Raw genomic sequence first — 26,058 nt, forward strand, 5'->3', positions numbered from 1 at the left:
CACGCGGCGGCGAAATGAATGGCCGGTCTCTTTCTTTGAACAGCCGCCCCAGCGCGGATCGATGAACGTCGGTAAAGGCCGAAAAGCATTTTCTGTTTTCGGCGGTCTGAGCGACGGCAAGTGGCGGAACTGAGGGCGACGATCCTCGGCACGACAACAGCGCAAGCGGGCTCTGTGACCTCAACCTGATCGATGCCCCTCGCGCCTCGATGATCCTCGCGAAAAGTATTCGAAAAGCGCCCTCAAGATCCAAGCTGCCGCGCCGTAGAAGCATCAAAACATCCCTTGGAGAGAAGCAATGAGAAGGCTTTTGGTCGCTTTATTCGCAGTATCTTTGTCTGGATCCGCGGTAGCTGCCTGCTACGGCTCGGCGGTGCTCAGCACGTGCAACGATGGCAACGGCAATGCGTACACTGTCAACCGACTGGGCAACACGACAACCGTCAACGGATATAACGCCCACACGGGCAGTTCGTGGAATCAAACGTCCAACACCGTCGGCAATACGACATACATCAATGGCAACGCTGCCAACGGCGCCCACTGGAACGAGAACATCACAAACATGGGCGGCGGCAGCCGGATGATCAATGGAACGGACTCCAACGGGCAGAGCTTCAGCCATTACTGTACCGCGTACGGGTGCAATTGAGACTTGCTGACGGTCGGAACCGCGCGGATCCAGCACCGTTAAGATGCCATCGAGATTGCTTGCCGCGCACGACGATGGCCGCTCTGTCCTTTTGGTTTGGCCATCTTGTACCCCAGGCTGCGGCGAGCGCAGTTTCATCACTTGAGCCGCTTTCATGCCGCCCTGAACGCAATATGTCGGACAGCGCTGCGCCACGCAGTTGATGACCTCGACTAGTACAATTCTGCGGATTGCGAGGTTCGGCGCAGATTCGGCCGCCCTTCACTTCAGACGTGTCCAAGCCAAGTAATTGAAAGCCAAAAGGGAAGTCATGATTTTTGACGAGATTGTTGCCAGTGTCCAAGAACAGCGGCCGGAGATGAAAGTGGAGCCGCGAAGCGACGGGTGTTCGATCTGGCTATCGAATGGCATCGAACCAGCGAAACGCCTGTTGCGCGTGAGCCGGACCGCTGACGGGAAGTCTGTAACGATGAAACTCTCTATTTCTTCTACTTTGGAAGGGAGAGATGTTTTGCGTAAATTCGACGGCACCGTTGCTGAGTTCCTGAGCATTGTCGATGCAGAGAAAGCTCTTTCCAGCAGCAAAGCCGTGGTCGAGCGTCCGCCCGAAGTGACGGAGCCGAAAGTTACAGGGAAATCCCTCAATCAAAGTGCATTTCAGGCAGATATCGAATCTCTGTATAAGACGCCGCCGACGTGGGCCGTCGAGAACTGGATGCCGAGGTTGCATCGTCATCTGATCGCTACGCGTGGCGCATCCGCTGCCCGACTCAGGGACAATGAATTTCTAAAGAATCTGTTCGATTCCGAGAACGTGTCGGCGACAGGCATGTGTACCATCAGAGTGGCGCCAGCGATCGATGATGAAGAATTCGTAGCCTGGTTCTCGGAGAACGCATCCCGGCCTCTTCCTTCGGACCCGAACGAGGCAACGGCGCGGCTGATTGAATTACACGACGAACTTGCAGCCAGATTTCGGAAGTTGTGCGGGAAGCGGCCGCTCCTCAAGATCAACCGGGCGTTGTGCGCACTGTTTCCGGACTTCTTTACTACGCTGGCAGACGAGGGCAAGCTCACAGAGCTTTATCGCGCACTGGGAGGCAAAGGACGAGCCCATGCCGTTCAGATGCACGAGGCTATACGCGGAATGATCAGAGCCATTGTTGGTCCGGCGGAGCCGGGAACGATGGACAGCGTGAAGCAAATGTGCCTGTCGTGGTTCCTCTACGAGCGTATCAACGATGAAAAGGAGCCGGTCGTCGCCCAGTCCGAGGCCGTTCGCGAAGGCGGGCTGGCGCCCTTGCCGGCCGTGCTTCGCCGCAAGGGCCTCACGGCCATCAAAGGCTACTTCCAGACGCTCCTTGGATATCTGCCGGCGCTGAGTGGCGATGGTCTGAGCGACGAGGACTTTCGCGATCTCATTCGTGAATCGAATCCCGCATTAGTGGACAACAGCATCCGGACGGTCATCAACGTCGTCATGCGAGAGTTCGACCTCTGTAAGCGCAATGGCTCGGTTTACCAGCTTTCCGCTCGCGGCATCAACGTTCTCGACTCTCAGGACCCTCGGGAACTGGCTGACCAGCTTCTGACAAAGGTTCTGGGTGTCGACTATGTCATACGGACTTTGGCTGCGGCTTCGAAATCCAAGGCTGAGCTGATCGCGATACTGCAGACTGTCAATCCCGGCTGGACGACAGGCTCTGCGCCATCCGCGTTGCTAGGCTGGCTAATGAGTCTGCAGGTCATCTCGTACGAGCCCGCGAACGGCTACGCCCTGACGGATGAAGGCCGCCAGTGGAACGACCTTATTACATGGGATCCGCCAACTCTTCCCAAGGTTGCCGAGACGGTGATCGAGATTCAGGAGGAGGTGGATGCGAAGCTCACCCTTCCAGATTGGGCGACGCTGCAGTCCCGTCTCGCCGAAGCCGCTGCGGACAACTTCAGGTGGGGCAAAGGTCTCATCGAGCAGTTGCACGGTGGCCTGTGGTTTCATCCCGTGCGTCATTTCGCGGTGATGGCTGGGTTGTCAGGGTCCGGTAAGACGCAGCTCGCGCTCAACTACGCATTGGCGCTGTGCGGCCCGCAGCGAGCAGGACAGGAAAGCGTGAAGGTGTTTCCGATCCAGCCCGGCTGGTTCGATACAGGGCCCTTGCTCGGACAGATGAACACGCTTCTGCAGAACGTCTATGACGGTACGCCTTTCCTGGAGCTTCTCCTGCGAGCAGCTGAGAACCCGACGAGTCCGTATGTCGCCGTTCTGGACGAGATGAATCTGTCTCATCCCGAGCAATATCTCGCTCCGATCCTGTCCGCGATGGAAACACAAGGCGTGATCGACCTTCATCAAATGGATGAAGATGTCGTCGGCGTGCCGACTCAGATCAGATACCCCGCGAATCTTGCCATCATCGGCACCGTCAACATGGACGAGACCACCCATGGGCTATCTGACAAGGTCCTCGATCGCGCATACACGTTGGAATTCTGGAAGATCGACCCGGAAAACTATCCGAAGTGGTCGAACCTCGCGTCCGAAGGGGTTCGAAACAAAGTTAAAGGTGTCCTCGGAAAGTTGATGGATGCGCTCGAACCGGTGCGCCTGCACTTCGGTTTGCGGACAATAGACGATGTCGTGAGTTACCTTGTATTCACACAAGGATTGGGCGTCGATTCAAATAAGGCGCTGGACGATGTCCTCTATGCAAAAGTGTTACCCAAGTTGCGAGGCGAGCACTCCGATCGCTTGGCCCGTGCAATGTCGCAGGCTCTGGGTATTTGCCAGGAGCATGGTCTCGCCCGATGTGCCACTAAAGTTCAGGACATGCTGCGTGATCTGAACGAAGCCGGTTCAACCCGATTCTGGCGATAATATGGAACCGCGACCGTGCCTTGTCATCCATGCCCCGGGCTTGGCTAGGGAAGAGTTGGGCAATGTCGGTCCTGGAGGGCTGATTTGCGGCCTCCGGGAAGACGCCTCTTATTTCCTGAAGGTCAGCGGCGCAACACGTTTGTACGTGGACGATGTGCCGTTGACAGCGGCGAACGACGGATACTTCACATGGACGTCTGGTTTCTTTGCTGGGCGTGTCGAAGTCATTTCGGCTGACCAGAAAGGAGCAGAAACCTCGTTTTATCTCGAAGTCGTTCCGGCAAAAAGCAAACTCCAGACCGCACAGTTCGCGTCGATGATCGACGCCATCCGGCAATTCGATCAGCGGCTCCTTTTGGGGCGGGCTTCCGCATGTCTGGGGTTCGGCAACGCCGGGATGAGCGGCAAGTTCGACGAGCTTGTTCGTTGGGAGCGCGTGAAACGGTACGGCAGCGCGTTTCTGAAACGCGTGGAATCGATCACGCGCATGCCTCATGTGAAGCTAAAGCCAACGCGGCAATTGCTGCCGTTGATGCAGATAAGGCGGCTGCCTTCAGCTGCATTGCGCGACAGACGGATCGTCGCGCTGGCTACGGGGCGGCTATCCGAGCATGAACGTATCGACTCCATCCGGCTGCATACGCAAGTACCCGTCGTGACAGTCGATACTGCAGCGAACCGGGCTATCTTCGCGCTCCTCAACCGTTTCAGACGAGCCATCGTCGGCCTGGAATCGTGGGCCATGTCGGACCGTGGAGAACTATCAGATGCCGAGGCGCTCGGACGGCGCAACAGGCGTCTGGCCGTTCTTCGTTCTCTGGATGCGAACGTCGGCCGTTTGCTGAGCCTCTATCCGTTCCGGGCCGTCAGTAAGCCCGAGATCACCGCAGGCGGACTCACGCAGATTGCTGCGAATCCGCTCTATTCGCGTGCTTTCCGCACGGGTACCGAGGCCCTGCGCCTTGGCGTGGAAGACCATGCCTCGACAGAACATCTGCATGTCAGTCCATCATGGGGCGTATATGAGACATGGTGTTACGTGGCCTTGGCGAACGCATTGGAATCGCGATTGGGCGTCAGGCTGAAGCCGGGAAAGTCGCGATTCGGCGATGTGTCGCCGGAGCTGACCTTGACCGCGCGACTGCCAAACGGTGACGAGCTCGAACTGATGTTCCAGGCGACGTTTCGTTCCGACGGAATACGCAGCAAAAGAAGAGCGTGGAGTTTGTCCAAAGAGCGACGTCCCGACATCGTACTTGTAGCGTCCAGAGGAAGCGCACACCGGATGCTGATCTTTGATGCAAAGTACCGCAGCGGGAAAAGCAATGTGCTGGACGCCATGGAATCGGCGCACATCTACCATGACTCTCTTTTTTTGGACGATCGTCGTCCCGATCTGTCTCTTCTCCTGTTACCCGGCGCGTCAGAGGTCGATTCGCTTGAGCAATGCGAGACTTGGGCGACGTTTGGCGTGGGTGTCGTTAGCGCTTACTCCGAGGGCATGGAGGGCATAGAGCGGTGCGTAGAAGCAATCGCCACTTGGCTATAGCGTCGTATAGTAACCGAACGAGGTGCGGTGACTACAGGTCTGTTAGGGCTCTACGGTTAACGGCTACAAAACAGCATCATCGACGGAATCGCTTTGAAAGCGGTCAGAGGCTGATCGGCGGCTGTTCATCGTGAGTGTAAGGGCGCAGGCGGTCGCGGGCCTGGCGCGTGACGCCGCAAGGTCAGCGATCCTTGTAGCTGCTGACGTTGAACGGAACCTGTCTCAATGTCCGCAAAGGCCGAACGGGAGTCCCTCCGCCGGGGCTGACGTCGTTGCCGTTGCGGAGCTATTAGTGAATCGATCGACCAAGACAATAAATATTAATTGACGAGGGCAGGGGTTAGGTGCCGCATTGCTCAGATTGCTGAAGAAACACGAGCCGTTAGGAGAGTGAGAGCCATCCGAATGTTGTGAGGCGTCGACCAGGCATATCGAACGCGTGCACCGCCGGTATGAACGGGCTCTGTGGAGAGACGTGAGCTTTTACGGGTGAGGATACCGATCGGCACGAGTGTTGATTGCGGCCTGCGAGTGGTTAGGAAGTGTCTCCCACGTGACAGGTATAAGTGTCTGTTGAAATCAGGATATATACCGTTCACCACGCCCAGTACCGTCGTCTGCTCGCACTGGAGTTTGTACGTCGTTCACGGCAATCGGTACCATACGTTTCGGCTCGGGCGAAAATTTGAGTTATCTCGGCCACCCGATATGCATGACGCGCGAACGCACCGGATCCACGCGGCCGTCCATCGAAGGCTCTCGCAGGCACGAAACACGCGCGAGGCGAAAGGAAATTTTCCGCGGTGTTACGAAACTGCCTGGAGTCCCCGGTGAGCATGGCGAGCGTTGCGCTGAGCTCGTCACGGAGCACTCGCGCGTCCAGTTCTCTCGGGTCTGCCTTACGAACGAATATCGACATAGAAGGCTCCCTCTCAACGAATACTTGGTCTTCCAACTCGGATCCATTGCTTGCGACAGAGCGTGAGGCAGCACAAACGCGCAGCGCGTGATTCCTTTCCACCGTCCGGGCACCAGTCGGCTGCACGAGATGCTCGCGTCGCCGCGCAAGCTGCCTTATAGAGCTCAGGCGGAGAGATAGGCAACGGCGGCGCTCTCGCTTTCGCGCGCGCCGGAGTACTGCCCGATTCTATAACGACGATTGCTGATCGAACTGCGGTTCTGCCTTCCCCAAGGCAATGCCGCCAACGGCGGTATTTCGTCGGTCTGCGGGCTCAAACTTCACCCGCTTCCGTTTTACGAACATGCGAGGCGCGCAATCGAGGAAGTGGACTTGCTGAGCATGTCGCGCGCGACGCGTCTACCGGGCTCTCCGGTGTGCTGCGTATCAGCGCCGCCGTGTCCTTCGCGCGCATGCACATCTTACCCAAGCTGAAAACGTTCCTCGACCGGCACCCGAACCTGTTGTCGTTCTGGCTTGCCGCGAAACTGACTAGAATATGCGCGTTATCTAGGGGGATGTGCTCAAGCGCCAAGAGGCAACATTGTAGTTTTGAACTCTTTGTTTGGTGCTGGAACAGTCGGCACTCCAAGCGAAAGCGATCGCGGAAAAGGGCGGTGGTGCGTGTATCGAATTACCCGCCGATGACAATTCGGCGGACCTGCATTTCCATTGTGACCACCTGAAATTCACTGATCGCTGAGTGGCGCATTGAATGCGATCATAGCGCTTTCTCAATCCTTCCCGCCACACGAATTAGGACCGCTAGGAAACGGCCGGTCAATTCATCCACGCTTACGCGCGCTGACGACACGCTCACACTCAAAGCTGCCTCGATGGTGCCTTCTCGATTCCGAACCGGCACCGCGATCGCTCGCATCCCCAGTTCGAGTTCCTCGTCGCTGATGGCGTAGCCGTCTGAATTGACGCGGCGGATTGCATTGAGAACCTGCTCAGGCTCATTGATCGTCCGGGAAGTGAGCTTTGTCATAGGCAACGCCAAGATGACGCGCTCGATCTCTGCGTTCGTCTTCTGGGAGAGCAATACTCGACCTGTCGCGGAACAATAAGCAGGGAGGCGGCCGCCAAGCTTAGCCCCGGTCGATACGATGCGGATTGCCTCGGCGCGTCCGACAAACACTGATTGACCATCATCGAGTACGGCGAGAGATACCGACTCCTGGAGCTCGTCGCGCGCAGCCGCGAGCAGCGGCTGCGCGATCTGCGCAACCGACGACGTACTGAGATATGCGCCGCCCAGCCGCAGCATCCGAGGCAGCGGTGAAAAAAACTTACCGTCGTGGGACAAGTACCCCAGCTCCACAAGTGTCAACAAGCAGCGCCGGGCGGCCGGACGCGTGACGCTAGCTAACCGGGCCGCCTCGGCGACGGTCATCCGTGGGGACCGCGCACTGAATGCCTCGATGATGGCCAAACCCTTTGCAAGTCCACCCATTCCCTCCCGTAAGCGGGATCCGCCCTCGCCTTCAACTTCGGACCCCTGCTCAAAACCCGGCGCGCCGACGGATTCGTCAGCGTTGACTGCTTCGTTGGGGAATGTCATGATAGTTCCGTATTCGAACACTGTACGTTATTCGAACACATTAACCCTCTTGTGTCAATCGAGCGGCACAGATTCGAGGCGCTCGGCGCATCAAATTTCGCGCAAGGAGAAACACTTGAACTTCATTCCCATCAAATCGGCGCCTCGTGCAGACATCATGTGGCCCGAAAAAGGCTTGACGCGCGTGCCCTATACGGTGTTCCAAAGCCAAGCGGTGTACGCGGACGAGCAAGACAAAATTTTTCGAGGCGCGAACTGGAATTTTCTATGCCTCGAAGTGGAAGTGCCGAACGCAGGCGACTTTCGCTCCACGTTCGTTGGCGACGCCCCGGTCGTCGTCACGCGCGATGAAGACGGGGAGCTTTATGCGTTCGAGAATCGCTGTGCGCACCGCGGCGCAATGGTGTGCCTGGAGGATCAAGGCAATGCCAAGGACTTCAGCTGTGTCTATCACGCCTGGACCTATAACTTGCAGGGCGACTTGAAGGGCGTTGCCTTCAAGGACGGTATCAATGGCAAGGGGGGCATGAACGCCAATTTCTGTATGGAAGACCATGGCCTACGCAAGCTGCGAATAGAAACGCTGTACGGGCTCGTATTTGGTAGCTTTTCGGACGATGTGGCGCCGTTGGAGGATTACCTCGGCGAAGAGATCGTGTCGCGCGTCGCACGCATCTTGGATGGTCGAGTGCCGGTGGTGCTCGGTCGATTTACGCAGACGCTTCCCAACAACTGGAAGCTCTACGTTGAGAATGTTAAAGATTCCTATCATGCGAGTATCCTGCATTTATTTTTCACTACATTCCAGTTGAACAAGCTTTCACAGCGCGGCGGAATCATTGTTGACCCAAGCGGCGCGCATCACGTCAGTTACTCCGCGGTCGACCATACGAAGGATGGAGCGCGAAGCGACTATTCGAAACAGAACATTCGCTCCGAGAGCGGGCATCGTTTAGAGGACGTGTCCGTGCTGCAGGGCACCGACGAGTTCGGTGATGGCATTACGCTGCAGATCCTGTCCGTGTTCCCAGGCTTCGTACTACAGCAGATTCAAAACTCCATCGCCGTGCGTCAGATCTTGCCGAGAGGGATCGACGAAACCGAGCTGAACTGGACATATCTCGGATTTGACAATGACACGCCGGAGCTGCGGGAAATGCGCTTACGGCAAGCTAACCTGGTCGGCCCTGCGGGATATGTCTCGATGGAAGATGGCTGCGTCGGAGGCTTTGTCCAGCGTGGTATCGAGGGCGCGGAAGGATCCTGCTCGGTACTTGAAATGGGTGGCGACACAGCCGATAGCAGCGAGAGCCGGGTAACGGAAGCCTCTATTCGGGGCTTCTGGAAGGCGTATCGCCACGCTATGAACTATTGATCGCAGGGGATCTCATCATGCAAGACGCTTTTCATTTGATTGCTCGGGCGCAGGCTGACTATGTGCGCTGCATAGACGATGGAGATCTCGGCAAATGGCCGGACTTTTTCATCGACGAATGCATCTACAAAGTGACCACGGCGGAGAATTACAAGCGAGGCCTTGAGGCAAGCCTGATCTATGCGGCGTCGCGCGGCATGCTAGTGGACCGAGTCGCGTCGCTGCGCGATGCGAACATCTATGAGCGCCATGCGTATCGACATCTACTCGGGCAGCCCTACATCGTGTCGGAGGAAAATGACGTCGTTCGAAGTGAGACCTCTTTCATGATTGTGCGCATCATGCGCGATGGAACGACGAACCTCTTCGTCACAGGGCGCTATCTTGATCTCTACGTGCGCAACCGGGACAGCGTCCGACTGAGTGAGCGCGTTGCCGTGTGTGACAGCTCGCGGATCGATACTCTGCTCGCGCTGCCGTTATGAGAGGTATCGCGTTCATGACTGCGCGCGGTATGCGCAACCTTCACGACGTTGCGCGCGAATCGATAAGACCCGAGCGGGAGCGGTTGCAGAGGTGATTGCGAGCAATGTAAGCGTGCAGCCACTTGTCGCGCGGTCAATGTTCATTAGGAGTGAATGTGGCTCATCAGATCAACGTCGCTGCGAGCGACATCAGCTTCCAGTGTAACGACGGCGAGACTGTCCTCGATGCCGCCGAGCGCGCGGGGTTTGCACTCCCGTATTCATGCCGCAAGGGTGTGTGCGCCGAGTGTGTCGGAGAGGTAGTCAATGTAGAAGGGACCGAGAAGGCGCTTTTCTGCCGCACGCGCCCGACGACGGACCTGACCATCGTGCCCCGCAAGATCGAGAAGCGGGGGCACATCACACGCAAGAAAGTCGATGCTTCGGTCTTTCGAATCATGCAGCCCACGCCCGATGTGACCGTACTTCAACTTCGCCTACCGATCGGAGTGCGGGCAAAGTTCAGAGCCGGCCAGTACCTGCAGGTTCATCTTGATGAGAACACGGTGCGGAACTATTCGATGGCCAATCCGCCGCACCAGAATGATAGCGTACATCTCCACGTGCGCCATGTGCCAGGTGGCCGTTTCTCAGACGGGGTGCTGAAGGAACTCGGGGTGGGAAGCAAGGTGCGCATAGAGCTGCCTTACGGCGAGTTCTTTTTCCGCGACGAGTCTACAAAGCCGGTGATTCTCGTTGCCACGGGAACGGGTTTCGCACCGGTGAAGTCCATCATCGAAGATGCGCTCAAGCGCAAGCTTGCCCGTCCACTGAAGCTTTATTGGGGCGCTCGCAGCGAGCGTGACCTATATTTCTTAGATCTGGCGCGTAAGTGGCAAGACGAAGGTCACGTCAAGTTCGTACCCGTGTTGTCAAGTCCTGGCGCGACATGGGCTGGCCGCACAGGATTTGTTCACCGCGCGGTAGTCGCAGACCATTCCTCGCTTGCTACGTATCAAGTCTACGCATGCGGCAATCCGGCAATGACGCGTGCTGCACGGGAGGAGTTCATGCGCGCGGGATTGCCGGAAGAGGAGTTTTTCTGCGATGCCTTCGTCCAAACGGACATGCTCGAAACTGAGGCATCGTGAGGTTCGATTCACCATTGGATACTTATGGCTACGTCCAAGCGAGGAGAAGATCGATCGAATACCCCTATGTTTCTTCGCGCTAGGTCGGGTGTGTGCGGCTCGATGCGACCTTGTTGCGTTGAAGTTGTACCTTGCTAAACCCTTGGACTCGTCACGTCTTAATTACGCTCGACACGGCATTCGTCTCTGAAAATCGTTTAAATTAACAGACGTCTGCCATGCATTATGATGTCATTTTATATTGCTGACTTCGACCCGAAGAAAGCGGGCCTCCCACGATTTTTCGAAAAGATCATTCATGAAAGCCGCGTTCTACGAAAGACAAGGCGATGCCGTCGATGTCCTCAGGATCGGCGACTTCCCTGACCCATTACCGGCGCATGGCGAAGTACGGGTCAAGATCGCATTCTCCGGTCTGAATCCGTCCGACATCAAGGCCCGTACCGGCTTCACGGGTGCTCCGATGCGTTTCCCACGGGTGATTCCTCACCAGGATGGCAGTGGAACCATAGACGCGGTCGGCTCCGGTGTATCAGAGGAACGGATCGGAGAAAGGGTATGGGTGTTCAAGGCACAAACAGAACGGCCTTTCGGCACTGCGGCAGAATATGTAGTCCTCCCGTCCCGCCTGGCGGTCCCGCTCGGCAACGATGCATCGTTTGAGACAGGGGCGTCTATTGGGATTCCTGCGATTACTGCTCACCGCTGCCTGTTCGCCGATGGCGATTTGCTTGGAGGGCGTGTGCTAGTGCATGGCGGCGGCGGCGGAGTAGGTACGGCCGCGATTCTCCTTGCAAAGTGGGCAGGCGCCTGGGTCGCCGCGACGGTGAGTAACGAGACCCAGGCCGATGCGGCCAGAAACGCAGGAGCCGATGTCGTAATTTTTCGCCATTCAGAGGATGTTGCGCAGCGTGTCCTGACGGCCACAGGGGGTGTAGGCGTCGACCGTATCATTGACGTCGATATAGTCGCGAATGTGCACATCGATCTTGCCTGTCTTGCAACGGACGGTGTTGTGACTGCTTATTCCAGTAGTCGTTCAGATGCGACGCTTGAGATACCCTTCCGTCCAGCGATGTTTGGCGGTCATGTTTTTCGATTCGTGTACCTTTATTCGATGTCCGAGAGGTCGATTCAAGACGCAGTGCGGGATATATCAGCGTGCATCAGCGCCAGGGCATACTCGCCGACGATAGGGCAGCAGTTCCCGCTCGAAAGAATCGTGGATGCACATCTCGCGCAGGAGAGCGGGACGGTGGTAGGGAAGATTCTTGTGGAAATCGGGAGCTAGCCTTCATGGGATGGCTATGATCCGCCCCGGGGTTTAGGTTGCATCGAGGCGTGATGATTTATCGAGTGATCCAACGTCAGAGTCCGATGGCCCGGTGCTGCCTTCGTCCGACGGGCTGAGCGAGCTTGGTGAAATGGTAAACTGAGCGTACTTACGGGGGGGGCGTCGGAGATGAATTCAGAGAAGTCGACAGAAGAAGTCGCGTATCGCAATCAAGCGGCGCAACGAGTCCTGTCGGTTCTGAGCTTCCTGATCGACGAAGAGGGCAGCACGAGTGTCTCGCGGTTGGAAGCCGAACTGTCACTCAGCCGCATTATCATTTCCAGGGCCTTGGAGACGCTAGAGTCAGCGGGCTTCGTGATCTCCTCCCTTGACAAGAAAACGGTTTCGTTGGGTTACCGCGTTCTTGGACTGAGTAACGGCAAGGTCGACGACTTCGACATACGGGCACTTTGCCATCCGTATCTCATTGCCTTGCACGAACTTACCGGCGAGAGCGTCTTTCTCTCGATTATTGCCGGGGACAACCGAGTGCCGGTCGAGGTGATCGAAGCGAAGGGGCCGCGCGTCGCGCATAGTCAGCGAGGGCTTTCCGTGCCTTTGCATGTCGGCAAGACGTCCAGGACGCTGCTTGCATTTCTCGATGACCAAGACATTGAAGACTTTTTGCGCGCGGCTGCGCCAATCGATCAATATGTCGATTTCTCCACCGCGTCCAAGTACGAAACCGTGGATGACGTCTGGAAAGACATCCAAACCGTTCGAAGAGACGGATCAATCATGTGGCACGGCGCAGAACAGTTTGGGGCGCTTTACCTCGCATTCCCATTACTGGACCGGGCTAACCGTCCTCACGCGGCTATCACCATTGGCGGTCCGCGTGAAAGATTCAGTCAAGCGCGGGCTGAAGAATTACTTCCGCAAATACGGACGATCCTGCGCCCGCTTCAAGAGCGAGCCCGATTGATACCGGCATCGCCAATCTTTGTGACACGTGAACACTCATGAGCAGTTCCGCGCTTCGAGCTCTGACGCTCCTTGAGATCATATGCACCGCTGAAGCGCCCATCGGTGTCACGGCTCTCGCCAATCAGCTTGGCCTTTCTGTTGCTACAGTATTTCGCAGTCTAGATGCGCTTGAGCGCCTAGGTTATGTCGCGCGGTTCCAGGCTTCCACTGACTTCGTTGCGGGTGATACGACAAAACGATTGCGTCAGACGGGATTCGCGCGTTTTTTTCTTCGCGATGTCGCTCTGCCGTACATGAGACAGATTGCGTTTGCGACTGGCGAGTCGGTGACGCTGACTATGCCTGTCGGTTGGTATGGTGTGACGGTTGCGACCGTTGCAGGGACCAATCCAATCAGGACTGCCCCCGCGGTGGGTTCTATCGGCGAATTATCGCGCGACCTTCCATCGAAAGTACTCTTGGCTTCGTTGGACGGGCAAGACTATCAGCGCTTTGTCGCATGGGCTAGGAAGGAAGGTGTAACGCTCAAGAACGATCTGCCTCGCGAGCTGGACGCCATACGCTCCAACGGATATGGATGCGAGGCATTCAACTTTGCGGAAGGACGAGCATCGATTGCGCTGCCAATCCGCTTGAGTAGCCGGGCGCTGGGCGTCCTCGCCATCGAAGGCCCTGTGCTTGATTCTCAGAATCAGCGTGCGGACGATAAGAAGATCCGCGACTGGCGTCAGATCGTGACGTCAATCGAGACCAGAATCGCGGACCAGCCGGCATTGTTTGAGAATCCGTATGCTCACATCGATCCCGACACTATCAGCTTACCGGTTACGCAAGTCCGGTAGCGAATGCTGTGGCCGCGTGCCGATCGGCCCAGATGACTGACCGGCATTCGCTTATCGCCTTGAGTGCGTTGCGCCTCGCAAGGCGCGGGATTTTTCATCGGCTGTGTCGATAGACTGCAATTACGTTACCGCGGCCTCTGCACGCTTGCTCTCGCTGTAAATCCAACGCATCACGAACGTCACCGCAGCGCCGAGGAACACTGGAGCCGCCGCGATTCGAAAGATCTCGTCGATTGACAGTTGGGCGCTGTATAGCACCCCAGCGAGCAAGGGCCCGAGAATTCCGCCCAGGCGCCCCATGCCAAGGGCCCAGCCTGTTCCGGTCGCTCTTAAGCCCGTGGGATAAAAATGGATCGCGAGGGCGATTGTTCCCTTTTGTCCGCCGCTTACGCAAAAGCCGACTGCAAACGCTGCGCACATCAATACCTTTGGTTCTGCCGAGATAGACGATGCCATCCAGAACATTGACGCAGCGCCGCCGAGATAAAGCGCGGCGAGTGTCAGGTAGGGCCCGGTCCGATCCATCAACGGCCCGATGAGAAACGCGGCACAGAAGCCGCCTATCGTAGTCAAGGTCGTTACCCATACGATGGAATCTGTCGCGTAATTCAAAGAGTGAAGCATAGTCGGCAGCCAACTTTGAATGAAGTAGAACACGCCCAGATTCAGGAAAACGAGTATCCAGAGACAGATGGTGCCTCTGCGCTCTGCCGATCCAAGCAAGCCCAGCACTCCGATACGATCAGATTCGGTCGTCGAGTTGACGAACCGCGCGCCTCGAATATTGGGCAGGGTGGGGTAGTGGCGGCGCAGAAGTTTCTCGACTGTGTCGGTTCGCCCTTTGCGCAGTGCAAAGTAGATCGATTCCGGCAGAAATTTCCAAAGAAGATACGTCAGGGCGAGCGGTGTTACTCCGCCAACGAGAAACACCGACCCCCAGTGGTAGCGCGACAGCAAGGCGCCAGCAACGAATCCTGACGCGACAAAACCGAGCGAATAGCAGCAGTAGATCAGCATCACCGCCGTAGCACGAAACCTTTTCGGACTGTATTCCGAAGTTAATGCGATCGCGCTCGGAATGGCACCACCTAGGCCGATGCCTGCCAGAAACCGGAACGCGATGACCTCCGACACGTTGGTGGCGAAGGCTGTCGCAAGGGTGAACAGCGAGAACACCACCCAAGAGGCGATCATCAGTCGCTTGTGACCGATGCGCGGGGAAAGTGGCGATACGACGAGAAATCCCACCATCAGTCCGATCAGCGCGGCGGAAAATAACGGACCGAGTTCACCGCGCTTGAGCTGCCATTGGGCGGCCATGTGAGGAACCGCATAACTGATGCACTGCGTGTCGAAACCATCGACGAAGAGGACAAGACCGCAGAGAAGAATGATGAGGTAATGCCGCTTTCCTATCTTCCCTTCATCGATTAAATCTTCGATACATAAGGTGCGTCCCGTCACAATCGTCTCCTTTTTTTCATATAGGAACCCTCACCGATCACCGCGCTTGAAGAGTGGGCACGGCGGTGTGTCATGCCGGCCGCTGGCGGGTTCACGGTGCGAGGTGAGATCTACGTTACGAATCAAACACTATGTGAAAAGTCATTTCACATATATTTATCCTAGGGTGTGGCGGCGTCCGTTGTCAACTAATCTCTTCCGCCTCATTGGGCAGGGCCGAGGCGATGCCAGCGATTGAACGCTTGGTGACCAAAAGCTAAGGATTTGGAGCATTGACGTCGATCCCGGGCAGCTCATATTCTGAATTAAGTGAAACGCGTTTCACATACTGTTAAGGAGAGATATGGCTACTAGCAGGATTACCGTCAACAAACTTGATATCGATGTCCTTCGCGCCGGTCATGGCCGTGCGCTGCTCTTTCTGCATCCGCATCTCGGGCGCGCCAGCTCAGTGGACGTGCTGACTGCTCTAAGCGGGTCATTCGATGTGATCGCACCGTCCCATCCAGGCTTTGATCAGTCGTCTATCAATGACGATTTCGATTCGGTCGACGACCTCGCGTACTTCTATCTCGATCTGTTGGAGGAGCTCGATCTAAAAGATGTCGTTTTGGTCGGAAGCTCATTCGGAGGCTGGGTCGCGCTGGAGATGGCGGTGAAGTCCGTCGAGCGTATCGGTCAGGTCGTTCTGATCAACTCGGTAGGCGTCAAGTTCGGACACCCGACAGATAACGACATTGCCGACGTGTTTTCGATGTCGGAAGCGGCCTTCGCCGAACGTGCCTATTTCGATCTTCGCTTCGCGCCTCCACCGAGGGATCGGCTCACTGACGAGGAGCTGCTGACCGTTGCCACGAACCGCGAGGCTGCCGCGCGATTCGCATGGCTACCGTGCCTTTACAACCCCAAACTCAGGCAGCGATTGGGTCGCGCGGACAGACCTACGTTGGTTATCCAAGGTGCGAACGATGCAATAACCGCGCCTTCATATGGTCGTGAACTTGCTGCAGCGCTGCCGCGCGCCGAGTACCGCGAGATCGTCGACGCGGGCCACTTTCCACATATCGAACAGCCTGCCGTGGTTGCGCGGGAGATCGACAGCTTCGTTCAGCGAGTCGCGTCGCAAGAAGAAGCAGCCGTGTCGATCGAGCAGTGAAACGTCAAGGAGGTTAATAATGAATGTCTTCTATTTTACCGAGCAACCTTACCCCGATGCTTGGAATCCGGAGGCAACGTCGCTGCGTGTGACGCTGCCGAATAGCGAGTGCGATCCTTCCGTGATGGCCGACTTATATGCTCGCTACTTCGACGAATGGATGCTCGCGGATGAACTCGGCTTCGACCTTATGGTCAACGAGCATCACGCCACGGCCACCTGCTTGTCGTCCGTCGCCGGCGTCACGTTATCGATTCTAGCAAGACAAACGAAACGCGCCCGCCTGCTCACGCTCGGTTATCCGATCGCCAATCGGCTGGATCCGGTACGAATCGCGGAGGAACTTGCGATGATCGACGTGATCTCCCGCGGCCGGCTCGAAATGGGCTTCGTCAGAGGCGTCCCTTACGAACTCGGTGTCACGCAGAAATCCGCTGTCGGCATGACCGATCGTTTCTGGGAAGCGCACGACTTGATCTTGAAGGCGCTGAGCACGCGGGACGGCCCGTTCAACTGGCAGGGAAAGCATTTCCAGGCGCGCAATGTCAACGTCTGGCCTCGGCCTTACCAGGATCCGCACCCGCCGGTCTGGATCTCCGGACGAAGCCGAAGCAACATCCGCGATATTGCATCGCGCGGACACGTCTTCGCCACGTTCCTGAGCGGAAAGCAGACGGCAGGCATGTTCGACTACTACCGCGAGGTTGCGGCCGAGCTCGGACATGCCACGCCGTCTGCGGATCGTTTTGCCTACCTCGGGATCGTCGCCGTCGCTGATACGCATGACAAAGCCATGCAGCGTGCGCGGATCCTCGTGAATTACCTGCGAACCTCGGCGCTGGTTGCCGAGCCATTCGACAATCCGCCCGGCTATATGTCAGCGGCCGACAGTGCGCGCATGATGCGGGCGAATGGTAAGCGCACCGCGAAGTCAGCATCCGGCAAAGCGGTCGATGTTCATAGCGGCTCGATCGAAGAACTCATCGATGCCGGTGCGATGTTCGTCGGCACGCCGGATGAGGTGTATGAGCAGATCGCCGCTTTCGATGACGACGTAGGCGGCCTCGGCAACCTTCTCATGATGGGCCATGCCGCGTCGCTCTCGCATGCCGACACGGTGAACAACCTGACTCTATTTGCCAAGGAAGTATTGCCTCGCCTCAAGCAGCGCTCGGCGTCGCGCATCACTGTCTCTCGTGAGCTCGAACAGGCAGGCACGTAAGCAGCAACGGTGGTGGTGGTGAACCTGTCGGGTCCGAGTGCCATCTCGATGGTTCACCGCCGCTCGTCTAGAACTGTTCATGGCCGCTTCTTACCAATCTACGGATTTGCAATACATGTCTCCAATGCAAAGTGCCCAAAGCCGGTTCGAGACGGTCAATGGGCTCAAGACGCACTACCTCGAAGGGGGCAAGGGACCGGCGTTGGTTCTTCTTCATAGCGGGGAGTTCGGTGCTTGTGGCGCGTTGAGCTGGGAATGGAACTTCGACAGGCTGGCGGAACATTTCCGCGTGATCGCGCCCGATTGGCTCGGCTTCGGTCAAAGCGAAAAGGTATTTTTCTTCGAAGACATGTGGAACGCCAGGGTGAACCACATGAGCGCCTTTCTTCGGCAGATCGGGGTAGAGCGCGCTCATTTCATGGGCAATTCGATGGGCGGCACTGTTCTCGTCAATGTTGCCGCGAGCGATGACAAGCGTTGGCCGATCGATCGCATGATACTGGTCAGCGGCGGAGGGCACGTCCCGGAGAACGACGATCGCAAAGTGCTGACCGACTATGACGGCTCGGAGGAAGCAATGCACCGCATGGTCGACGTGCTCATCAAGCGTCCTTCGCTGCGCAACGACCTCGGATATATCAAGCGGCGTCACGCCTTGTCAATCGAGAAGGGCGCCTGGGAGTGCGTGGCGGCCGCTCGATTCAAGGCGCCAGTGCGCGCGGCGCGGCCTCTCGTGGACAAGCATCCAGACTATTCGCGCATCGATATTCCGACGCTAATCGTCGCGGGAGACCAGGACACGCTTCGTGAGCCCGGCTACGCGCGGCAGTTGCAGAAGCAAATCGGCGGTTCCGAGCTCCTGATGCTCGACGGCGGACATTGCCCGCAAATCGACGTGCCCGACGTGTTCAACGAAAGGGTGCTGACGTTCCTTCTATCGTGAATTTAAACAGCTGGGCATCGAAGGGTACTCAAGACAAGTCCCTTACGAGCGACTCGCTACAAAAATATGGAGACAGTCGGTGAGGAAAGCCCTAACCCTGATAACGTGTTCCTTGTTGGCAAGCTCGGCACATGCACAAAGCGCCGTAACTTTGTACGGCCTGGTCTTCGAAGGCTTTGTCTATACGAGTAATCAGAAGGGATCGTCGGTATTTCAAACCGCTACGGCGTTGACGAATCCCAGCCGATGGGGCTTGCGCGGTGAGGAAGAGCTCGGTGCAGGAATCAAGGCTGTCTTCACGCTGGAGAATGGATTTGACCCGAACAACGGGAAGCTCTCTCAAGGGGGGCGAATGTTCGGTCGTCAGGCTTATGTTGGCTTGACTGGGCCCTTTGGTGGATTGACGCTCGGCCGTCAGTACGAGCCGGTGTTCGAGTATATCGGGCTATCGAGTGCGACGGCGCAGTGGGGATTTTTTGGATCGCATCCAGGCGACTTCGACAACATGAACGCCACAGCCCGGATAAACAACGCAATAAAGTACGCGAGTCCCCGGTTGGGCGGCGTCGCAGTCGAAGGCGTGTTTGCTCCCGGCGGAACGCCAGGAAGCTTTGGCAACAACCGCGTGTACAGCTTCGGCGTTGACTATCAAACAGGCCCGATTAAAGCGGCGGTTGCCTTTGCCAATTTGAACAATCCGTCGGTCACCGCGTTCGACGGCAGCGTGTCTCCCGGCACGCCTGGTTACAGCTCACCGGTAACGAGTCCGGTTTACCGAGGGTATGCGTCAGCTGCATCCTTGCAGATCTTCGGCGCTGCATTCACATACAAGATAGGTGACGGAAAGGTCGGACTTGTCTACACGAACACACGCTTCGTCGATATCCGTCCGATCGCCGGTATCCCGTATCGGGAACCGCAGGTACGGTTCGACAGCTACGAAATCAACTCGTTGTATCGACTGACTCCATCGCTGGCGTTGGCCGGATCGTACGATTTTACCAATGCGGACACGGCGCGATATCACCAGGTCGATCTCGGCGCGATCTATTCGCTGTCGAAGAGAACCGATCTGACTTTGGTCGGCGTTTGGCAACGCGCTGAAGGGACCGATTCGACGGGACAGAAAGCAGTGGCGAACATTACTGGTCTGACGGCTTCCAGCAACGCTACGCAGCTAGCCGTCAGAGCGATGATCGCCCACAGGTTCTGACGTGCTTTCCATACCCCTGATCGTCTCCGCGACGAAGCTTTCAGAAGATCGAATCGTGCGCTCAAGAACCGCACAGAAAGGGGAAACGAACACAGACCCGTGTTGGAGTTTGACGGGTGTAACTGAAATCGCAACCTGTAGACAGTGAAAAAACGGAGTTCAAAATGGCACGTCCTTTTATTTTGGGTATTGGTGGAACATTGCGTGACGGGTCTACCTCGGAGAGAGCCTTGCGAATCAGCGTCGATGAAGCCCGGTCCAGAGACTGTGAAGTCGAGGTGGTGTCAGGCGACGACCTCGTTTTACCAATGTATGCGCCCGGCGTAACGGCCACACATGCCGGTGCGCGCCGCCTCGTCGAACTCATCCGTCGATGCGACGGAATTATCGTCTCGACACCGTCTTATCATGGCGGACTTTCTGGACTGTTGAAGAATGCGCTGGACTATCTCGAAGACTTGCGAGACGACAGCCGTCCCTATCTCGACGCGCGGCCAGTTGGATGCATTGTTTGCGCGGGCGGTTGGCAAGGAGTTGGATTAACTCTGACTTCTCTGCGATCGATCGTGCATGCATTGCGCGGATGGCCGACGCCGCTCGGCGTAGGAATCAACACGATCATTTCGCCGGGGAGCGAAGTACGCGACCCCTTGACGGAGCAGGAAAAGCTGCTTCGGGCGGTCGGGGAACAGGTCGCTGGCTTCGCCTGGAATCAGCGAGTGTCTTGCCGAGCCGAGAGCGATGCAGAAGCGTGCTGAAGCTCCGGCGCAACGATGGCGGGATCGACTGGCTGCACTGGCGCTGCGCCGTTAATTGTATCCGGGTGCCTAACGCCGACGTCTGCGAGAAGAGGAATCACACTTGGCAGTTCGCTTAAGCTTGTCGATGTACCTGACGATCAAGCAAGGAATGGAGCGTCCGCACCTTGATACTTCGGACGCGATCGGTGCTGCGATCGTTCCGCGCAAGGTGGCGATGCGCAAGGGGCTTGCGCATCGTAGCAAATGGAACGCACGTCACTCCGCGACTTGAGATTCCCCACGGGAGCGCGCCTATTTCATTGCGCTCCGCTCACAAGATCGGCGTTGTCCAAACGGGATTCAGAAATTCGACCCCTCGTTTAGCGTGCGTTCTTGAAAGACTATCGCTTAGGTTAGGGCACAAAATTTAGCAGACTCACGAGCCTCAATAATGCGCGTTTTTCATGCCGAAGAGCGGGGGAAAGCGCTATCTCAATATCTGGTCTGGCGTCAGCGAGTGCGAGTAGGGTGCTCCTGCACAAATGGACCGGCCGCGGGTGCCGTGGCCGGAGCGCGCGAAGTGTTGTCGACTTATGGATGCTCTGAAATCACGCGATCGCGTGTTATGTCGCGGCGCGCGTTCACCGAGGAAGCAGCATATTGGCTTCTTGCATCAGAACGATCGAGGACTCTGGAAGCCAACAGACGATGGAAGGGGGCGTGGTATTGAGGCATAACCTCCAATCAGTCGCCGATGCCAAAAGGGACGAGAGAGCCGAGGCACACAATCAGGGCGCTCGTCGACGTCATTCATCTGCCACAGGGCCGCATGCAAGCGGGTCTGTGGCCCGGCGACTACCCAGCAATATCGACGGAACCGGCCGCTCGTGCGACCGGCAAAGACCCGCTCTGCCTATTTCACGTGGGGCTTTTACTACGCGAGATACGGTGTTTACCTGCCTATTGCGGCCAACCCAAGGAAACGACCATGAAACTGTACGTTCACCCGCTGTCCGGTCATTCACACCGTGCCCGCCTGCTGATTTCCCTGCTTGCTATTGAGCATGAACTCGTCGAAGTCGATCTTGCAGCCGGGGCGCACAAGTCCCCGGACTTCCTGAAGCTGAACCGTTTTGGTCAAGTTCCGGTGCTCGTCGACGGAGATGTGGCGATCGCCGATTCAAACGCGATTATGGTGTATCTCGCGCGCAAGTCCGGCAGGACTGATTTCCTTCCGCAGAATCCGGTGGAAGAAGCCGCCGTACAGCGCTGGCTGTCGGTAGCGGCGGGCGAAATCGCATTTGGACCGGCGGCCGCGCGGCTTATCACCGTGTTTGGTGCCAAGTTCAATGCCGACGAAGTCATCGCGCGCGCGCATCGTATCCTCAAATTGATCGATGAAGAACTGAGCGGTCGCGGCTTCCTCGTCACGGCGAAACCGACCATCGCTGACGTCGCGTTGTATGGCTACATCGCGCGTGCGCCCGAGGGCAACGTGGACCTGTCTGGCTACCCAAACGTCAATGCGTGGCTTCGACGCATCGAAGCACTGCCGGGCTTTGTCGAATTTGCGAAGACACCGGTCGGACTTGCCGCCGCCGCGTGACTGCTCCCGCCGGCAAGACAGGCCCTTGCAAGATCGAACGCGCATCATCGGTCAAGGAGATAGATCGTGAGTTCTGTATCGAGCCAAATCGGCTCGCCCTGGCATCGGGGCGAACTAGAACTACAAGAAAAGGTCGGTGTAATGCAGAAGATGGACAGCGTCGGCCGACGTTTCGTCCGAGATCACATGCCCGAACAGCACCGAAGCTTCTTTTCTCAACTTCCCTTCATCGTCGTCGGCGCAGTAGCAAAGGATGGTGACGTGTGGGCGTCCTACGCGTGCGGGCGACCGGGCTTCATGCGTTCGCCCACCGATCGGATCCTCTCTATCGATGCCGCGTTCGATCCTAATGACCCAGCCGCCAGTGGCATCGGTGATGGCGCGGCGCTCGGGCTGCTTGGTATCGAGTTGCACACCCGCCGCCGCAATCGGCTGAATGGCATGATCCGCCAGCGGGCCGCGCGCGCATTCGATCTTGAAGTCTTGCAAAGTTTCGGCAACTGTCCGCAATACATCCAGTTGCGCGACTTTGAATTCGTGCGGGACCCGGATGTCTTCTCGGAGACGGCGCCGATAGAATACGATTGCATCGACGACCGCGCCCGCAACATGATCGCGAGCGCCGACACGTTGTTTGTCGCCTCGTATCAGGGCGATGGCGACGCGCGCCAGGTCGATGTTTCGCATCGAGGGGGAAAGGCGGGGTTTGTGCGCATCGGCGATGACGGTGTGCTGACGATTCCTGACTTCGCTGGCAATCTGTTCTTCGCGACGCTCGGCAATTTTGTCGTCAATCCCCGCGCCGGCTTGCTGTTCACCGACTTCGAAACCGGCGATGTCCTGCAAATGGCAGGCGACGCGGAAGTCGATCTCGAGTCGCCAGAGATCGCCGCTTTTCAGGGCGCTGAAAGGCTGTGGCGCTTCAGGCCGCGCAGAGTCATTCACCGCCGCGGGGCGTTGCCGTTGCGCTGGAAGTTTCGGGCGAGCGGTTGGTCGCCCAACTCGCTTATGACAGGGAGTTGGGATGATGCAGCGAGCCGACTAAGGGCGTCAGACCTCGCGCGGTCATGGCGCCCGTTTAGGGTTGCGAAGATCGTTGACGAAAGCGCAGTGATCCGGTCCTTCCATTTGGAACCGATCGACGGTGCTGGGCTGATTCCGCACCTTGCGGGTCAGCATCTGCCGATTCGCGTCAGTATCGTGAGCGATGACACGCCGATCCTGCGCAATTACACATTGTCGAGTGCGCCGTCGGACGGCTTCTACCGAATTAGCGTGAAGCGAGAAGGAAGCGTTTCATCATATCTGCACGACACCTTGCGCAATGGCGACGTGATTGAGGCGCGTGCCCCGGCCGGCCAATTCACGGTCGACGCACTCGAGCGCCGGCCCGCAGTGTTGCTTGCCGCCGGTGTTGGTGTAACGCCCATGCTTGCCATGTTACGTCACATCGTCTACGAGGGCCTACGTAAGCGCGGAATTCGCAAAACGTGGTTCTTTTACTCGGCGCGTTCAATCAAGGACCGTGCGTTCAGCGAGGAGATCAGCCGTCTAGTGGCTTCCGCCGATGGTGCAGTGAAAGTCGTGCGCGCGCTGTCGGACCCGCGCGACGCGCGCGAGGGCGAAGACTTTGACGTTGCGGGACGTGTCGACATGCATTTGCTCCGCGCGACGCTTCCCTTCGACGACTACGACTTTTATTTGTGCGGGCCTGCGGGTTTCATGCGGTCGGTTTATGAAGGGCTGCGCGACCTCAACGTCGCAGACGCCCGCATCCACCTGGAAGCCTTCGGTCCGTCCGGCATTAAACGGCGCACCGATGCGACGATGAGCGTTTCCTTGCGCGCGCCGGCAGATAAGCCAACGCCCGTCGCGTTCGTGAGGACAGGAAAGGAAGCGCGCTGGCAGCCAGATTCCGGATCTCTGCTGGAACTGGCCGAAGCGCGTGGCTTAGCACCGGATTATGGTTGTCGGAGCGGCAGTTGCGGGAGCTGCCGGACGCGCATTGTTGAAGGCGCAGTGGCCTACACTGCAAGCCCAGAATTCAAGGTGCCGGAGGACGAGGCGTTGATCTGCTGCGCCGTGCCTGCCCATCCCAACTCGGGCGGTGGGGATCGTCTGCTCCTCGACGTTTGACAATACTGCTCCTCCCTTAGCGACTAGCCTAAAGTTCTAACCCTCAGAAAGGAATTGATCATGAACGATGTCGACGCAGCGCGGCCGCCGTTTCCGCCCTTTTCGCTGGAAACCGCCATTGAAAAGGTGCGTCTTGCAGAGGACGGATGGAATTCGCGCAACCCGGAGAAGGTATCGCTTGCGTACAGCACGGACAGCGTGTGGCGCAATCGAGCAGAGTTCGCCACGGGTCGCGCTGCGATCGTGGCACTGCTTACGCGCAAATGGCAACGCGAGCTCGACTACCGTCTTATCAAGGAATTGTGGGCATATGAGGGCGCCCGCATTGCTGTTCGCTTCGCATACGAGTGGCACGACGACGCGCAAAACTGGTACCGCTCTTATGGCAACGAAAACTGGGAATTCGGCGCCGACGGTCTCATGCATCACCGCTATGCCTGCATTAACGACCTGCCGATCAAGGAGAGTGAACGGAAATTCTTTTGGCCGCTAGGGCGCAGACCCGACGACCACCCTGGACTGAGCGATCTGGGTTTGTAAGAACCCGCAGCCGCCGCAACCATGCAGGAGTCTCATCGTCGTGAACACCGCCTCCTATGTAGAATCTCCCGTTGAACGTGAAGCTTTGCTACGAAGGCTGGCCGGTGTCACGTTCGTGATCTTCTTCCAGGCTTACATGGTTGCCCCTATCGTGCCGGCGCTTTCGCGCATCTTCGCGGCACCGGAAACAGCTGTCGCTCACATCGTGCCGGCCTATCTGATTCCGTACGGTGTCGCGACGTTAATCTACGGGCTGGTCGCGGATTGGGCCGGTATCCATCGCGTGTTGTACGGGTCGCTCGCCGCGTTCGCAGGGCTCACGCTCCTGAGCGCGAGCGCAACAAGTATCGATCAGCTTGCGGCCTGGCGAGTCGCGACGGGCCTCGGCGCAGGCGGCGTCGTGCCTCTTGCACTCGTGCTTGTTGGCCGCGCCTTCCCCTACGATGAGCGCGGGCGGCCCCTAGGCTGGCTTTTTGGTGCGATGGCAGGCGGCATGGCGTTCGGTTCCCCCTGCGGTGCCTTGCTCATGCCGCTGATTGGCTGGCGCGGACTGTTCGTCATGGTTGGACTTGTCGGCGCCATGCTTCTGCTTGTGTTGCTTCCTTATCGCAGATTCCTCGCAGCGGCGACACCACCACAAACCATAAGGCTTACCGACGTCTTTTCTGGATACAGAGAGCTACTCCGCAATGCTCGTGCTCGACGCACCTACGGCTACGTGCTGGTGAACTCGATGTTTCACTCCGGCGTCTTTACTTGGCTCGCGGTATATCTGGAACAGCGCTATCGACTTGATGCCGTGCACGTCGGCCTTGCCTTGCTCGGATACGGGGTTCCTGGTTTCCTGCTGGGGCCGTTCATCGGACGGCTGGCGGACCGGTATGGTCGCGCGCGCATCGTTCCGCTCGGTCTGGCCCTGAGCGCGCTGGGAGCGGCTGCCCTTTGCTTGAGCGTGCCAGTGCAGGCCATTCCGCTCGTCGCGATGATCCTGTCGCTCGGATATGACATGACACAGCCGCTTTTCGGCGGCATTGTTACTTCTCTTGGCGGTCAACGCCCGGGACAAGCAATGGGGCTCAACGTCTTCACGTTGTTCGTCGGATTCGGCCTCGGTAGTCTGCTCTTCGGCGCGATCCTGGCCCATGGATTTGAGATGGCCCTGGGCCTCTTCGCCGCCTGCGAACTCGTCGCCGCAGTGGTCGCATTGAACCTGTTCAGCTCTGAAAGGCGAACGGACGCAAGCGGTTGAAAGGCTGCTACGGCGGAAAGGCCCCGATGAGTTATCGACTTCCGATTGGGCACCCGAATCTCGGCGCCCGGATGAAAGCCCGTAACGACCCGCACCGAT

General features: G+C 57.7%; 21 protein-coding genes and 1 pseudogene. 20 read left to right on the forward strand and 2 right to left on the reverse strand.

The window, feature by feature from the left end:
* Positions 1-298 precede the first annotated feature (298 nt).
* From NCS02_RS29625 to NCS02_RS29640, 4 genes and pseudogenes are all read left to right on the forward strand, one after another.
* Complete coding sequence (locus tag NCS02_RS29625; RefSeq protein ID WP_250523449.1) at positions 299-652, forward strand: hypothetical protein; 354 nt, start codon at positions 299-301, stop codon at positions 650-652.
* Between the two features lie 310 nt (positions 653-962).
* Entirely contained in the window at positions 963-3,527 is a 2,565-nt protein-coding gene (locus tag NCS02_RS29630; RefSeq protein WP_250523450.1) for an McrB family protein, read from the forward strand.
* A gap of 1 nt (position 3,528) precedes the next feature.
* Positions 3,529-5,076, forward strand: coding sequence for a DUF2357 domain-containing protein (locus tag NCS02_RS29635; protein WP_250523451.1), 1,548 nt, complete (start codon positions 3,529-3,531; stop codon positions 5,074-5,076).
* Between the two features lie 1,252 nt (positions 5,077-6,328).
* Positions 6,329-6,498: pseudogene (locus NCS02_RS29640) on the forward strand (LysR family transcriptional regulator); the annotation flags it as partial.
* A gap of 257 nt (positions 6,499-6,755) precedes the next feature.
* On the opposite strand, the gene NCS02_RS29645 reads toward NCS02_RS29640, so the two are convergent.
* The gene (locus NCS02_RS29645; protein WP_250480931.1) at positions 6,756-7,598 is read right to left on the reverse strand and encodes an IclR family transcriptional regulator domain-containing protein; all 843 of its coding nucleotides are present in this window, start codon (positions 7,596-7,598) and stop codon (positions 6,756-6,758) included.
* A 157-nt stretch (positions 7,599-7,755) separates the two neighbouring features.
* Here NCS02_RS29645 and NCS02_RS29650 point away from each other — a divergent pair, with 157 nt between their 5' ends.
* The 6 genes from NCS02_RS29650 (at position 7,756) to NCS02_RS29675 (ending at position 13,690) form a co-directional block, all read left to right on the forward strand.
* Positions 7,756-8,973 (forward strand): aromatic ring-hydroxylating dioxygenase subunit alpha, encoded by a 1,218-nt coding sequence (locus NCS02_RS29650; protein ID WP_250480972.1) that lies wholly within the window; start codon positions 7,756-7,758, stop codon positions 8,971-8,973.
* A gap of 17 nt (positions 8,974-8,990) precedes the next feature.
* Positions 8,991-9,458, forward strand: coding sequence for an aromatic-ring-hydroxylating dioxygenase subunit beta (locus NCS02_RS29655; RefSeq protein ID WP_250480932.1), 468 nt, complete (start codon positions 8,991-8,993; stop codon positions 9,456-9,458).
* 155 nt (positions 9,459-9,613) lie between these two features.
* The gene (locus NCS02_RS29660) at positions 9,614-10,588 is read left to right on the forward strand and encodes a 2Fe-2S iron-sulfur cluster-binding protein (protein ID WP_250520402.1); all 975 of its coding nucleotides are present in this window, start codon (positions 9,614-9,616) and stop codon (positions 10,586-10,588) included.
* A gap of 298 nt (positions 10,589-10,886) precedes the next feature.
* Entirely contained in the window at positions 10,887-11,879 is a 993-nt protein-coding gene (locus NCS02_RS29665; protein WP_250520403.1) for an NADPH:quinone reductase, read from the forward strand.
* 171 nt (positions 11,880-12,050) lie between these two features.
* Entirely contained in the window at positions 12,051-12,887 is an 837-nt protein-coding gene (locus NCS02_RS29670; RefSeq protein WP_250520404.1) for an IclR family transcriptional regulator, read from the forward strand.
* Positions 12,884-13,690 carry an IclR family transcriptional regulator gene (locus NCS02_RS29675; protein ID WP_250520405.1) on the forward strand — a complete coding sequence of 269 codons (807 nt, stop codon included), beginning with the start codon at positions 12,884-12,886 and terminating at the stop codon, positions 13,688-13,690. The genes NCS02_RS29670 and NCS02_RS29675 overlap by 4 nt, the downstream gene beginning before the upstream one ends.
* 120 nt (positions 13,691-13,810) lie before the next feature.
* Here the strand turns inward: NCS02_RS29675 and NCS02_RS29680 are convergent, their stop codons facing one another.
* Positions 13,811-15,154: an MFS transporter gene (locus NCS02_RS29680; protein ID WP_250520406.1), complete on the reverse strand. Its 1,344-nt coding sequence runs from the start codon at positions 15,152-15,154 to the stop codon at positions 13,811-13,813.
* 343 nt (positions 15,155-15,497) lie between these two features.
* On the opposite strand from NCS02_RS29680, the gene NCS02_RS29685 reads away from it, so the two are divergent.
* From NCS02_RS29685 to NCS02_RS29730, 10 genes are all read left to right on the forward strand, one after another.
* A complete protein-coding gene (locus NCS02_RS29685) occupies positions 15,498-16,310 on the forward strand; it encodes an alpha/beta fold hydrolase (protein WP_250520407.1) in 813 nt (270 codons plus the stop codon).
* Positions 16,311-16,329: 19 nt separating this feature from the next.
* On the forward strand, positions 16,330-17,532 hold the full coding sequence (locus NCS02_RS29690; protein WP_250523452.1) for an LLM class flavin-dependent oxidoreductase: 1,203 nt from the start codon (positions 16,330-16,332) through the stop codon (positions 17,530-17,532).
* 79 nt (positions 17,533-17,611) lie between these two features.
* A complete protein-coding gene (locus NCS02_RS29695; protein ID WP_250520408.1) occupies positions 17,612-18,475 on the forward strand; it encodes an alpha/beta fold hydrolase in 864 nt (287 codons plus the stop codon).
* Positions 18,476-18,554: 79 nt separating this feature from the next.
* Positions 18,555-19,688, forward strand: a complete 1,134-nt coding sequence (locus NCS02_RS29700; RefSeq protein ID WP_250520409.1) for a porin — start codon at positions 18,555-18,557, stop codon at positions 19,686-19,688.
* Positions 19,689-19,852: 164 nt separating this feature from the next.
* Positions 19,853-20,446 carry an NADPH-dependent FMN reductase gene (locus NCS02_RS29705; RefSeq protein WP_250480942.1) on the forward strand — a complete coding sequence of 198 codons (594 nt, stop codon included), beginning with the start codon at positions 19,853-19,855 and terminating at the stop codon, positions 20,444-20,446.
* Between the two features lie 103 nt (positions 20,447-20,549).
* Positions 20,550-20,720: a hypothetical protein gene (locus tag NCS02_RS29710; RefSeq protein ID WP_250480943.1), complete on the forward strand. Its 171-nt coding sequence runs from the start codon at positions 20,550-20,552 to the stop codon at positions 20,718-20,720.
* 696 nt (positions 20,721-21,416) lie between these two features.
* Positions 21,417-22,034: a glutathione S-transferase family protein gene (locus NCS02_RS29715; RefSeq protein ID WP_250520410.1), complete on the forward strand. Its 618-nt coding sequence runs from the start codon at positions 21,417-21,419 to the stop codon at positions 22,032-22,034.
* Positions 22,035-22,100: 66 nt separating this feature from the next.
* The gene (locus tag NCS02_RS29720; RefSeq protein WP_244808545.1) at positions 22,101-24,170 is read left to right on the forward strand and encodes a 2Fe-2S iron-sulfur cluster-binding protein; all 2,070 of its coding nucleotides are present in this window, start codon (positions 22,101-22,103) and stop codon (positions 24,168-24,170) included.
* 60 nt (positions 24,171-24,230) lie between these two features.
* On the forward strand, positions 24,231-24,710 hold the full coding sequence (locus tag NCS02_RS29725; RefSeq protein WP_244808546.1) for a nuclear transport factor 2 family protein: 480 nt from the start codon (positions 24,231-24,233) through the stop codon (positions 24,708-24,710).
* Positions 24,711-24,750: 40 nt separating this feature from the next.
* Positions 24,751-25,959 (forward strand): MFS transporter, encoded by a 1,209-nt coding sequence (locus NCS02_RS29730; RefSeq protein ID WP_250520411.1) that lies wholly within the window; start codon positions 24,751-24,753, stop codon positions 25,957-25,959.
* Positions 25,960-26,058: the final 99 nt, after the last annotated feature.

The sequence above is a fragment of the Caballeronia sp. NCF2 genome (genome assembly GCF_023631205.1).
GTDB classification, from domain to species: Bacteria; Pseudomonadota; Gammaproteobacteria; order Burkholderiales; family Burkholderiaceae; genus Caballeronia; species Caballeronia zhejiangensis.